The sequence below is a fragment of the Castellaniella sp. UC4447_H14 genome, from assembly GCF_052978285.1.
In genome coordinates, this window is the sequence record NZ_CM129666.1 from 23898 (window position 1) to 36403 (window position 12506).

The window sequence follows — 12506 nt, forward strand, 5'->3', positions numbered from 1 at the left end:
ACGCATAAGTGCTTAGTGCATTATTGTGCATTCAGTTCATCTTTCGGAGATCCAGTATGGCCGCAGCCGCCCCGCGCGTTGACTATCGAACGGACCCCAGCCGGTATCGGCATTGGTCCTTGTCCTTCGACGGGCCGGTTGCGACCTTGGCCATGGACGTCGCCGAAGATGGGGGGATCAAGCCGGGATACAGGCTCAAGCTGAATTCGTATGACCTGGGTGTGGACATCGAACTCTACGACGCCCTGCAGCGGATACGTTTCGAGCACCCCGGGGTGCGCACCGTCGTGGTGACCAGCGCCAAGGATCGCGTCTTCTGCTCCGGCGCCAATATTTTCATGTTGGGACTGTCCACGCACGCCTGGAAGGTGAACTTTTGCAAGTTCACCAATGAAACCCGCAATGGCATCGAGGATTCCAGCCGATACGGTGGCCTGAAGTTCATCGCAGCGGTGAATGGCGCGTGTGCGGGTGGCGGCTACGAACTGGCTTTGTCCTGTGATGAGATTCTGCTGATCGACGACAATTCTTCGGCCGTCTCGCTGCCAGAGGTATCGCTGCTGGGTGTGCTGCCCGGGACGGGCGGGCTCACCCGCGTCATCGACAAGCGCAGGGTCCGTCACGATCACGCGGACGTTTTCTGCACCCTGACTGAAGGCGTGCGCGGCCAGCGTGCCAAGAGCTGGCGGCTGGTGGATGACCTCATCAAGCCTGCCCATTTCCAGGCTGACGTCATGGCGCGGGCCCGCGCGCTGGCGGCGGAAAGCGGCCAGCCGACCGATGCCGCGGGGGTGGCGCTGGCTCCCCTTGTGCGCGAGGATGGTCCGGACAGCTTGCTCTATCGCCATGTGGAAGTGCGGATCGATCGTGAGAAACGCGTCGCCAATTGGGTGCTGCGGGGACCCGATGCCGATGTGGCAACGAAGCCCGATGCCATCCTGAAGCAGGGGTCGGCCTGGTGGCCGCTGCAATTTGCGCGCGAGTTGGATGACGCCATCCTCCAATTGCGCACCAACGAGCCCGAGATCGGGACCTGGGTGCTGCGCAGCCAGGGAGATCCCAAGCGGGTGCTCGAATTGGACACCGTCCTGGCCGGGTTGGCGAAAGACCACTGGTTCGTGCGGGAAACCGTGGGCATGCTGCGTCGCACCTTTGCGAGACTTGAGGTCACGTCCCGTTCCCTCTTCGCGCTCATCGAGCCGGGTTCCTGCTTCGTTGGGTCTCTATTCGAGATTGCGCTGGCTTGCGACCGCAGCTATATGTTGGACGAAACTTCGGTCGAAAGCCCTGCCGTGGTGGGCTTGAGTGAACTGAATTTCGGGACCTATCCCACGGTCAATGGTCAATCACGTCTCCAGATGCGGTTCTACGGCGAGTCTCCGGCGCTGCAGCCGCTGCGATCCGCGGTGGGCAGGCTGATAGTCCCCCAGGAGGCCGAGGATCTGGGATTGGTGACTTTCGCGCTGGACGAGCTGGATTGGGACGACGAGATTCGCCTGCTGCTTGAAGAACGTGTTGCTCTTTCCCCGGATGCGCTGACCGGGCTGGAAGCCAACCTTCGCTTTTGTGGCCGGGAGACACTGGAGACGCGCGTGTTCGGCCGTCTCACCGCGTGGCAGAACTGGATTTTCCATCGTCCGAATGCATCCGGCGAGAAAGGCGCGCTGAAGGTTTACGGCAAGGGCGAAAAAGCCGATTTTGATTGGGTTCGGGTCTGAACCGCGGGCTTTCCTCCGCCCATTTGCTGACTGATCATCCACATTCAGGAGACACGAAAATGTCTGGCATCGATTACTCCGAAAAGATTCCCAATAACGTCAACCTGTCCGAGGACCGCGCCCTCCAGCGCGCGTTGGAGCACTGGCAACCCAACTATCTGAACTGGTGGCAGAGCATGGGTCCGGACGGATCCCAGGGTTTCGACGTCTATTTGCGCACCGCGACGAGCGTGAATCCCGACGGCTGGGCGCATTTCGACTACGTGAAGATGCCGGACTATCGCTGGGGCATCTTCCTGACGCCCCACGACGGTCAGCGCAAGATGCACTTTGGCGAGAACATGGGCAAGGATGTCTGGCAGGAAGCTCCGGGCGAGTACCGCTCGAACCTGCGCCGCATCATTGTGACCCAGGGCGATACCGAGCCAGCCTCGGTCGAGCAGCAACGCCACCTGGGGTTGACCGCTCCTTCGCTGTACGACCTGCGCAACCTGTTTCAGGTCAATGTCGAAGAAGGGCGCCATCTCTGGGCCATGGCGTACCTGCTGCACCGCTATTTCGGCCGCGATGGCCGCGAAGAAGCCGATGCGCTGCTGCAGCGCAATTCGGGTAGCCAGGACAGTCCGCGGATTCTGGGCGCCTTCAATGAAAAGACGCCGGATTGGCTGGCGTTCTACATGTTCACCTATTTCACCGACCGCGACGGGAAGTTCCAGCTCAGCGCGCTGTCCGAATCCTGCTTCGACCCGCTCGCGCGCACCACGCGCTTCATGCTGACCGAAGAAGCGCACCACATGTTCGTCGGGGAATCCGGCGTGTCGCGCATCGTGCAGCGCACGGCGGACGCCATGAACGAACTCAAGACCGACGATCCGGACGTCCTGCGCAAGGCGGGGGTCATCGACCTGCCCACGATCCAGCGCTATCTGAACTTCCATTTCAGCGTCACGATCGACCTGTTCGGGGCCGACGAATCCTCCAACGCGGCCATGTATTACAGCTCCGGCCTGAAGGGGCGCTACGAAGAGCACAAGCGCACGGACGACCACCAGCTCAAGAACGATACCTACCGTGTCCTGAAAGTCGTCGATGGCCAGTTGCGCGAGGTCGAGGTCCCCATGCTCAACGCCCTCAACGAGGTCCTGCGTGACGACTTCATCAGGGATTCGGTGGCCGGTGTCGGCCGCTGGAATCGCGTGCTCGAAAAGCGCGGGGTTGCTGCTCGCCTGATCACTCCGCACAAGGCCTTCAATCGCAAGATCGGTTCACTGTCGGAAATCCGGATTTCTCCCGAGGGTCAATTGTTGACCGATGAGCAGTGGAACAGCCACCGCGACGAGTGGCTGCCCACCGAAGCCGACCGCGCTTTCGTGGCTTCGCTCATGGGGCGGGTGACCGAGCCCGGCAAATTCGCGAGCTGGATCGCGCCGCCCGTGATCGGGATCAATCGCCAGCCGGTGGATTTCGAGTACGTTCGGTTCAATTGAATAGCCGGTGGCCCGCTTCGGCGGGCGCTGGCGGATGCATGGAGGTTCGAGATGTCGGAGACCGCACCCATGGAGGTCATGAAGCAGCACCTGATTGATCCTGAAATCTGCATACGGTGCAACTCCTGCGAAGAGGCCTGTCCGATTGACGCCATCACGCATGATTCGAACAATTATGTGGTGAAGCCCGACGTTTGCCTGGCGTGCCAGAAGTGCCTCCCGGTTTGCCCGACGGGAGCCATCGACAATTGGATCCGGGTCCTGGCCCAGGAGACCTATCCGATCGAGGAGCAGCTCGAGTGGATGTCGTTGCCGGCGGAAAAGCCGTTGCCTGAAGGGTATGTCGAGATCCCCACCGGCGGACGCCGCGACGATGCCGCCGAAGTGTCGTCGGAAGAAGCAACCGGTGTGCCGGGCCTCCTTTCGGCGCCGGCCCAGGCCGATGAACCCATCGAAGGCCAGCCTGCGACGGCGTCCGGCTCCAGCGTCCCGCCCTGGAGTGCCGCGCATCCATATGTGAATCTGTATACCCACAAGAACGCCGCCACGGCGATTGTGGCGGGCAATTACCGCATCAGCGCGGACGACGCCGAAAGCGATATTCGGCATATCGTGCTGGATTTCGGCAGCCTGCCGTTTCCTGTGCTGGAGGGCCAGTCGATCGCGGTATTTCCGCCGGGACAGGACGACAACGGCCGACCCTATTATGCGCGCCAGTATTCGATCGCCAGCCCGCGAGATGGCGAACGCCCACGCTACAACAACCTGTCGTTGACCGTGAAGCGTGTCACCGAGGATTACGACGGCAATTCCGTAGCGGGCGTTTGCTCCAATTATTTGTGTGATTTGCAGCGTGGCGATACCGTGCGCGTCATTGGGCCGTTGGGCGATACGTTTTTGATGCCTAACCAGGCCGAGGCCAATCTGCTGATGATCTGTACCGGAACGGGTTCCGCGCCCATGCGGGCGATGACCGAGCGCTGCCGGCGGCTGACCAAGACTAACGAGTTCCACGGCAAGCTGATGCTGTTCTTTGGCGCCCGCACCCAACGGGAGCTGCCGTATTTCGGGCCGCTCATGGGCCTGCCCAAGGGCTTCATCGACATCAACCTGGCATTGTCCCGTGAGCCCGGAATGCCCAAGCGCCACGTCCAGGACCTCATCACCGAGCGGGCGGCCGACGTGTTCGACTTGCTGCAAAAGCCGGAGACCTACATCTACGTGTGCGGGTTGAAAGGCATGGAGTACGGCACGCTGAATGCCATCAAGGGCATCGTGGAAGCCGGTGGTTTGAACTGGCAGGATCTCAGTTCCAGGCTTCGGGATGAAGGCCGGATGCACTTCGAGACTTACTGACGATCTGCCGGCAAGGCGATTTTTTTCAATGGAGATTTCATGGCGGATACGGATCGCTACGCAGGCTATCAGAACATTCTCTTTGATCGCCCGGCCCCGAATGTGCTGCGGCTGACGCTGAACAAGCCGGATGCGCTGAATGCCCTGGATGCCGTGGGCCATAGAGAACTGGCCGAGGTCTGGCGCGATGTCGACGCGGACCCGGACGTAGGCGCCGTGATTCTGTGCGGGGCCGGTCGCGCATTTTCGGCCGGAGGAGACTTCGCCATGATCGAAGGCATGCTCCAGGACCAGGCGGCACGGATGCGGGTCTGGCAGGAGGCACACGACCTGGTCTACAACATCGTCAATTGCTCCAAGCCCATCGTGTCGGCCATGCAGGGGCCCGCTGTGGGAGCCGGGCTGGTGGCCGCGCTGCTGTCCGACGTTTCGATCGCCGCCCGAGACGCGAAGATCGTCGATGGCCACACGCGCCTGGGGGTCGCGGCGGGTGACCATGCGGCCCTGATCTGGCCCTTGCTGTGTGGCATGGCGCGAGCCAAATACTATCTGTTGTTGTGCGAGCCGCTGACGGGTCAGAAAGCGGAAGAGATCGGCCTGATTTCTTTGGCGGTGGACGCCGCCGAGCTGCAGGACAAGGCGATTGAAATTGCCGGCAAGCTGGCGGCCGGGTCACCGTCGGCGGTTCGCTGGACCAAATACGCTCTCAACAATTGGCTGCGCCAGGCCGGGCCGATCTTCGACACCTCGCTGGCGCTGGAGATCCTGGGGTTTGCGGGATCCGATGCCCGGGAAGGCCTGACTGCGCTGAAGGAGCATCGCAAACCCCGGTTTTCCGCCCCTTCATCGTTCTGAAGCCGGTTCGATTCCGCCGTATCCGTATGGTGCGGCGGAATCGCGGCGGCGCCGACAAGTGAAGCGGGCGCTCAGACCCGTTCCAGGACAAGTGCCACGCCTTGGCCCACCCCCACACACATGGTGGTCAGCGCGTAGCGCCCGCCGGTGTGGAGCAGCTGGTTGATGGCCGTGGTGACCAGCCGGGCGCCGCTGGCTCCGAGCGGATGTCCCAGCGCGATGGCCCCCCCGTTGGGGTTCACCCGCGGATCGTCGTCGGCCAGGCCCAGATCCCGCAGCACCGCCAGTCCTTGCGCGGCAAACGCCTCGTTGAGCTCGATGACGTCGAACTGATCCAGTGTCAGTCCGGTCAGGGCCAGCACCTTGCGGGTGGCAGGGGCGGGGCCCATGCCCATGATGCGCGGCGCCACACCCGCGGTGGCCATGCCCAGTACACGGACCCGGGGCGTGAGACCGTGGCGTTTGGCGGCCGGCGCGCTGGCAAGCAGGAGCGCACAGGCGCCATCGTTGATGCCGCTGGCATTGCCCGCCGTGACCGTGCCGTCGGGATGCACGACGGGACGCAAGCGGGCCAGCGCCCCCATCGAAGTCTCGCGAGGGTGCTCGTCGCGATCCACTGATACGGGATCGCCTTTCTTGACGGGAACGCTGACCGGGGTGATTTCGTCGCCAAAAAATCCCGCATCGCGCGCGCGCTGCGCATTCACCTGCGAGCGCAGCGCCATGCGGTCCTGGTCTTCGCGGCTGATGCGGAATTCCTGGGCGACGTTCTCGGCGGTTTCGGGCATCGAGTCCGCGCCGTACAGCGCTTTGAGCGCCGGATTGACGAAGCGCCACCCGATGGTGGTGTCGTAGATGGCTGAGCTGCGGCTGAAGGCCGTCGCGGATTTCGGGATGACGAAGGGCGAGCGGCTCATGCTTTCCACGCCGCCGGCGATCAGGAGCTGGCCCTCGCCGCTCTTGATGGCGCGTGCGGCGCTCCCCACGGCATCCATGCCGGAGCCGCAGAGCCGATTGATGGTGGCGCCCGGGACTTCGCGGGGCACCCCGGCGAGCAGCAGCGACATCCTGGCCACGTTGCGGTTGTCCTCACCCGCCTGGTTTGCGCAGCCGTAGAGCACGTCATCGATCAGCGCCGGATCGAGTCGGTGATTCCGCGCCAGGAGGGCCCGGATCGGAACGGCCCCCAGATCGTCGGTGCGAACGGTGGACAGCGCGCCGCCGTAACGTCCGAACGGTGTGCGGATGGCATCACAGATGTAGGCTTCTTGCATGGCAGATAGTCGTAAAAATGGATGGGTGCTCAGGAGCGTTGCCGCAGCCAGGGGCTGACGCGGTAACGTTCGCCCCGGTAGTGTTGATCCAGGGCGTCGAGCAGCGTCACGATACGGCTGGCACCGAGCTCTTTGAGCCACTGGAAGGGGCCGGCCGGGTAGTTCACGCCCAGCTTCATGGCGGTGTCGGCGTCATCCTGCGAGCACACGTCCTGCTGCACGGCGTCGGCTGCTTCGTTGATCAGCATGGCCAGCGTCCGCGCCACGACCAGCCCGGGAGTGTCGCCTACCACCACGGGCGAGAATCCCAGAGTCTGCAGCCATGCGGTCGCCTCGCCGCGCCAGCCGGACTGGGCGTGCAGGGAAACTGACATGGCCAGTGCGCTGCCCGGCCCCGATTCGATCGGCAGGTCAAAGACGGCGGCATCGTGTCCTAGCGCTGTCGCGGTGTGCCCGTCCGTCAGACGAACTTGCTTCACGCCATCGATCAACAGACCTGTCCAGTCGACCCTGTCGTCGCGCGTGTACCGCATGCCTGCCTGGTCGAGTGCGGCTGCCATCCGTTCGGCAATCTTGCCCGACCCCGTCAGTTGCAGCTCCCGGTGGCGGGGGGCGGGGACTGGAATGGGCGTCGGCATCGGGGGCACCCCTGCATTGGGCATTGAATCATCGTAGGCATAAAAGCCCCTGCCGGCCTTGCGTCCCAGAAGCCCGCCGTCCACCAATTGGCGCTGCACCAGCGAGGGCACATACCGCTTGTCGTAGAAATTGGCTTCGTATACGGAGCGGGTGACGGCGAAGTTGGTGTCGTGGCCGATCAGGTCCATCAACTCGCAGGGACCCATGCGGAACCCGGCAGCTCGCAGGCAGCCGTCCAGCTGGGCGGGGCTGAGCGCGTTTTCTTGCAGAAGCGCTAACCCTTCGGCGTAGTAGGGCCGTGCGATACGGTTGACGATGAAGCCGGGGGTGGATTTGGCGTGTACCGGGGTTTTGCCCCAGGCGCGGGCCAGCGCGCCGGTGGCCTCGGCGACGGCTGGGTCCGTCTGCAGACCCGTTACGACCTCTACCAGGCGCATGACCGGCACCGGGTTGAAGAAATGCATGCCCACGACGCGCTGCGGGTGCGTCAGGCCACCCGCCAGGCGGGTGATCGAAAGGGAAGACGTATTGCTGGCCAGGATGCAGTCCGGTGCGACCCGCGCCTCGATTTCACGCAGCAGCGCGCGCTTTGCGTCCGCGTCTTCGACAATGGCTTCGACCACCAGTGTGGCGCCGCTGACCGCCTCGATATGGTCGGCCACCCGAATGCGACCCAGGATGGATTGCACCCCGGCGGCGTCGAACTTGCCCTTTTGCCGCAGGCGCTGCAGCGTTGCGGCGAGTTTCTCCCGCGCCTGATGTGCCGCGCCGGCGCGATTGTCGAGCAGCGTCACCGGGTGTCCCGCTTGCGCCGCAATCTGCGCGATGCCGGTTCCCATGATGCCGGCGCCAATCACGACGACGGGGCTGTTGGCGGGTGTGAATGCGTTCATGAGGCCATCCAGTTGGGGGGGCGTTTGTCCAGGAATGCGGCGAATCCTTCGCGTGCTTCGGGCGTTGATCGGATCCCGCTGTTGGCAAGCGCGCTGAGCTCCAGCGTTTCCGCACTGATCGGACCCGTCCGCAGGCCGGTGAGATAGCGCTTTGTTTCTGCCTGTGCGTGTGGCCCGGCGCGCATCAGCTCGTCCAGTACCAGCCGCACGGATTCGTCCAGTTGATCGACAGCCGCAGTGCGGTGAACGAGCCCGATTTGCAGTGCTTCGGCCGCTGTGATCCGTTCGGCGGTAAGCGCCAGGCGGCGCGCCTGGCGAATCCCGATGGCGTTGACCAGGTGCGGCCCGACGATCGCCGGCATCAGACCGAACCGGACCTCGCTGACGGCAAAGCTGGACGTGTCGGCGGCGACGGCGATGTCACAGCAGCACGCCAGGCCCACGCCGCCGCCGAGGGCGGCCCCTTGGATCCGGGCGAGTGTGGGTTTGGGGAAGCCGGCGATCCGATGGAGCATCCGTGCAAAGCGCAGGGCGTCCATGCGGTTCTCTTCAGGTGAGGCCTCGCTCTGGCGTTGCATCCAGCGTAGGTCGGCGCCCGCGCTGAAGTGTTTGCCGGCGCCGGACAGAACGACGACTCTCGTCGCGCTGTCCGCGGCCAGTTCGGCAAACGCTTCGTCCATTTCGGCGATCATGGTTTCGTCTAACGCGTTGTAGATGTCCGGGCGGTTCATCTGTACATGACAGACCCCATGTGGTGCCGCAGTGATGGACAAGGACGATGGCGCTTTCATGCGAAGCGGTTCCGTGTGTTCATGGTGGGTCAGGCCGCGCTGGCGGATATCCGGGGAGGGATGACGGCGCGTATGGTGCGGCGCAGGATCTGGAATGTTTGGTCCAGCGGCTGCTCGCTGGTGTTGACGTGAAATTCGGCCTTGGAGTAGAAGGCTTCGCGGCCGGACAGGATGTCCTTGAGGTCCTGCATGGCCTCAGGGTTTGACGACATCGGGCGCAAGTCGCCCTGAGCGATGACGCGCTTCATGTGGTCTTCGGGGTTGGCCTGGAGCCAGACCGTCGTGCAGTACGACAGCAGCAGGTTGAATGTCGAAGCTTCCGATACCAGCCCTCCCGGGGTGGCGAACACACCTTCGGAATAGATCTGCAGAGCTTCTTCGAGCGCTCTGCGCTCGTAGCGCCGGTAGGCATTCATGCCGTATAACGACTGGATCTCCGCCACCGAACAGCCCGCGAATTTTTCGATTTCGCGGCTGAGTTCCACAAAGGGAAAACCAAGATCGTTGGCGAGCAGCCGGCCCAGTGTCGACTTGCCGGCGCCGCGCAGCCCGATGAGCGCGATTCTGGAGCTGCGTTGCTGACTTTGCCCGCCGGTGCCCAGCAGTTCGCCGATCGCCAGCCGGACTTTGTGCAGCGTGGCTTCGTCCTTGGTTTCGAGCAGCTCGCGAATGAGCAGCCATTCGGGTGACGAGGTGGTGACATCGCCGATCAGTTCGGCCAGCGTGCATTGCAGGGCCTGTGCGACCTGCAGAAGGACCAGGATGGACGCGTTCCCGACGCCGCCCTCGAGGTTCGCCAGATGGCGCTCAGACACGCCGGATGCCGCAGCGGCCGCCTTTCGCGTCAGGCCCCTGCGTGCGCGCAGCGCCCGCACGTGTTCGCCCAGTGCGGTCAAAAAGGGGTTGCGCCCAGCATCGTGGTCTGAGCGGTCGCGGATCACCAGTCGTTCAGCGTTGTCAGCCATAGTTTTGATATTTTAATGCATAACAAGAATTTTAGTGCATATCTGCCCGCCGGAAACAGGCAAGCGAGGAGTGGGAATCGTTTATAGTGTTCGCTGCATACTTTTCGGGTTGCCGCAATGAAGTTCGAGGAATTCAAAGTCGGTATGGTGCTGCGCCATGATCCTGTTACCGTCGACGAGCAGGAGATGCTGGCGTTTGCCCGGCTTTACGATCCCCAATGGTTTCATACCGACGTGGAGCGGGCTGCTTCCGGCCGCTGGGGTGGGCTGATTGGCAGTGGATGGTTGACCTGCAGCCTGGCCATGCGCATGGCCGTCGAAGCCGCCCTGACCGACTCCGAGTCTTTCGGCTCCCCGGGTGTGGAGCGTCTGCGATGGATGAATCCGGTGCGCCCGGGAGACCGACTACGCCTTGAGGCTACCGTAGATTCCAAGCGGGTGTCTTCCTCGCGCTCCGATCTGGGGATCATGCGCTGGACGTGGCGCCTGTATAACCAGACGGACGAACAGGTTCTGGAAGTCGAGACCACCAGTCTGTTCAACTTGAGTTAGCGTTCGTTCCCCGATCTTCCACCGGACAGCCTCATCCTCAATTCCGCGACAACGGCTCGCTGGCCGGCGTCAGCTCGAAATCCCCGGCGTGGTATATCAGCGGTGCTTTGGGCTGGTAGTGGCAATGCTCCACCTGGCCCACGAAGATCGTGTGGTCGCCTGCGTCATGGTGCTGGGTGTTGCAGCATTCGAACCACGCAGCGCAGCGCGGGTCTTCCAGCATCAGCGTGCCGTTGGGCGCCCGCCCCAGCGCCAGTCCCGCGAAGCGCTCGCTGTGCGATCCGCGCGCAAAGCGACGGGCCAGATTCACCTGGCTCGCGGACAGCACGTGGATGACGTAGCGATCCAACTTCAGGAAGGCGGGGCGTGACGCTGCGGAATGCGTGAGTGTCCACAGCACCATGGGGGGGTCCAGGGACACCGAACTGAACGAACTGATGGTCAGCCCCAGCGGCGCATGGGTATCGGGATGCTCCGCCGTGATGATGGTCACTCCTGTCGGGAACCGGCCCAGCGCTGATCGAAAGTATCGGTTCGGGAAGTCGGCAGCAGCTGCGGTGGGAGAGGCCATGGGAGCGGTCGCGGACAGTATCATGGCGCGATGCGCGCGACCGCCCAGGTCCCGTCCTCGGCAGCGGTGTAGACCAGGCGATCGTGCAGGCGCGATGGTCGGCCTTGCCAGAATTCCATGCGTTCGGCGCGCAGGCGCAAGCCTCCCCAATAGGGCGGACGGGCGGGGTGGTCTCCCAGTTGCGCGGTCAGTTCGCGCATGCGGCCCGCCAGCGCTTCGTGTGAGATCGGGCGGCTTTGCGGCGAAGCCCATGCCCCGATGCGCGAGCCTAATGGCCGACTGTCGTAATAGGCGTCCGACTCGTCGTCCGGAAGGCGTTCGACGATGCCCTCGATGCGGACTTGCCGCTCCAGCGGCTCCCAGAAGAACAGCAGGCTGGCTCGCGGGTTGGCGGTGAGCTCCTGGCCTTTCCTGGACTCGTAGTTGGTGAAGAACACGAAGCCCCGGCGGTCGTAGCCTTTCAGCAACACAATGCGCGCCGAAGGCCGCGCGTGTGTGTCGGCCGTGGCCAGCGTCATGGCGGTCGGTTCGGGGACTTCGCTGCGCAAGGCCTGCTCGAACCACTGGTCGAATTGATCGTGCGGGTCCGCGGCGGCGGACGACTCCAGCAGTTCGAACTTCTGGTAAGTCTGGCGGATGTCAGCAATCGACGGCATGGTGGACAGGTAAGTCGGAAGAGGTGGGAAGCCGCAACGCGCGGGCCAGCGTCCGCAGTCTCGGATCGACGATGCCGGCTGCGTCGAGCGCGTCCGCCGTCTGCAGGACGTAATCCAGACAAGGCCCATAGCGCCCCTGCCCCTGGCGCACGACGCTGAGCGTCTGCTCCAGGCTCAGACCAGGGGCGTAGCTGTCGTCGCTGCGGTCCATGGTGAAGACCAGTGCGGGAACCGTGCCCTGTGGCGTGCGGCATTGCAGCCAGCGCGGGATGTAAGCGGCACTGGGCATCTCCCGCGCCCAGAGCGCGGGCATGATATCGGAGACGCTCTCGCCCGCGACGCGGTAGGCCCGGCCGGCGCACGAACCGCCCAGTCCCAGGCTGAACACCAGGCCCGGCTGTTCCGGAGTCCCCCGGTTCACCCGTGACCACAGGCACAACGACCGGTGATAGCCGTGGATGCGCCCGATACGGGATTCCAGATAGGTGAAGTCGGTGCGCCAGATCAGGGATCCATAGCCGAAGATCCACAGGTCGGAATGCCCGTCCCAGTGCGCCAGAGTGCGGTGGATCGACTCCTGGCGCCAGGCTGCATCGCGCAACTGCAGCGCCTCGGGGGGCGGCGGCAGTCGGAGGGGGCGGTCAACAGCGTTCACGGGGTCTTCAGAGATCTGAATCGGATTGCTTCCTATTGTAGGGGAGTTCGCCTCCAGCCATCTAAAATGACGCAGAATTCACCTTCATGGGATC

General features: G+C 63.6%; 12 protein-coding genes. 5 read left to right on the forward strand and 7 right to left on the reverse strand.

The features are described from left to right. The first annotated feature begins 56 nt into the window (after positions 1-56). Genes boxC through ACVCMJ_RS00145 form a run of 4 tightly spaced genes read left to right on the forward strand, consistent with a single transcriptional unit; the run spans position 57 to position 5416 of the window. On the forward strand, positions 57-1718 hold the full coding sequence (gene boxC, locus ACVCMJ_RS00130) for a 2,3-epoxybenzoyl-CoA dihydrolase (protein ID WP_447082335.1): 1662 nt from the start codon (positions 57-59) through the stop codon (positions 1716-1718). Between the two features lie 59 nt (positions 1719-1777). Beyond that, a complete protein-coding gene (boxB, locus tag ACVCMJ_RS00135) occupies positions 1778-3205 on the forward strand; it encodes a benzoyl-CoA 2,3-epoxidase subunit BoxB (protein ID WP_447082336.1) in 1428 nt (475 codons plus the stop codon). 51 nt (positions 3206-3256) lie between these two features. Beyond that, a complete protein-coding gene (boxA, locus tag ACVCMJ_RS00140; protein ID WP_447082337.1) occupies positions 3257-4561 on the forward strand; it encodes a benzoyl-CoA 2,3-epoxidase subunit BoxA in 1305 nt (434 codons plus the stop codon). Between the two features lie 39 nt (positions 4562-4600). Next, entirely contained in the window at positions 4601-5416 is an 816-nt protein-coding gene (locus ACVCMJ_RS00145; RefSeq protein WP_447082338.1) for an enoyl-CoA hydratase/isomerase family protein, read from the forward strand. A 71-nt stretch (positions 5417-5487) separates the two neighbouring features. Here the strand turns inward: ACVCMJ_RS00145 and pcaF are convergent, their stop codons facing one another. From pcaF to ACVCMJ_RS00165, 4 genes are read right to left on the reverse strand one after another with little or no spacing between them, the layout of a single operon-like run. Continuing rightward, positions 5488-6690 (reverse strand): 3-oxoadipyl-CoA thiolase, encoded by a 1203-nt coding sequence (gene pcaF / locus ACVCMJ_RS00150; RefSeq protein ID WP_447082339.1) that lies wholly within the window; start codon positions 6688-6690, stop codon positions 5488-5490. A 29-nt stretch (positions 6691-6719) separates the two neighbouring features. Then, on the reverse strand, positions 6720-8222 hold the full coding sequence (locus ACVCMJ_RS00155) for a 3-hydroxyacyl-CoA dehydrogenase (protein ID WP_447082340.1): 1503 nt from the start codon (positions 8220-8222) through the stop codon (positions 6720-6722). Next, a complete protein-coding gene (locus ACVCMJ_RS00160) occupies positions 8219-9013 on the reverse strand; it encodes an enoyl-CoA hydratase-related protein (protein ID WP_447082341.1) in 795 nt (264 codons plus the stop codon). Before ACVCMJ_RS00160 ends, ACVCMJ_RS00155 begins: the two co-directional genes overlap by 4 nt. A 29-nt stretch (positions 9014-9042) precedes the next feature. Next, entirely contained in the window at positions 9043-9978 is a 936-nt protein-coding gene (locus ACVCMJ_RS00165; RefSeq protein ID WP_447082342.1) for a helix-turn-helix transcriptional regulator, read from the reverse strand. A 117-nt stretch (positions 9979-10095) separates the two neighbouring features. Between ACVCMJ_RS00165 and ACVCMJ_RS00170 the strand changes: the two genes are divergently transcribed. Beyond that, positions 10096-10530, forward strand: coding sequence for a MaoC family dehydratase (locus ACVCMJ_RS00170; protein WP_447082343.1), 435 nt, complete (start codon positions 10096-10098; stop codon positions 10528-10530). A gap of 37 nt (positions 10531-10567) precedes the next feature. On the opposite strand, the gene ACVCMJ_RS00175 is transcribed toward ACVCMJ_RS00170, so the two are convergent. From ACVCMJ_RS00175 to ACVCMJ_RS00185, 3 genes are read right to left on the reverse strand one after another with little or no spacing between them, the layout of a single operon-like run. Continuing rightward, positions 10568-11101 carry a flavin reductase family protein gene (locus ACVCMJ_RS00175; protein ID WP_447082344.1) on the reverse strand — a complete coding sequence of 178 codons (534 nt, stop codon included), beginning with the start codon at positions 11099-11101 and terminating at the stop codon, positions 10568-10570. Positions 11102-11121: 20 nt separating this feature from the next. Beyond that, positions 11122-11757 carry a pyridoxamine 5'-phosphate oxidase gene (gene pdxH, locus ACVCMJ_RS00180; protein WP_447082345.1) on the reverse strand — a complete coding sequence of 212 codons (636 nt, stop codon included), beginning with the start codon at positions 11755-11757 and terminating at the stop codon, positions 11122-11124. Beyond that, complete coding sequence (locus ACVCMJ_RS00185; RefSeq protein WP_447082346.1) at positions 11741-12412, reverse strand: gamma-glutamylcyclotransferase; 672 nt, start codon at positions 12410-12412, stop codon at positions 11741-11743. The genes pdxH and ACVCMJ_RS00185 overlap by 17 nt, the downstream gene beginning before the upstream one ends. Between the last annotated feature and the right edge of the window lie 94 nt (positions 12413-12506).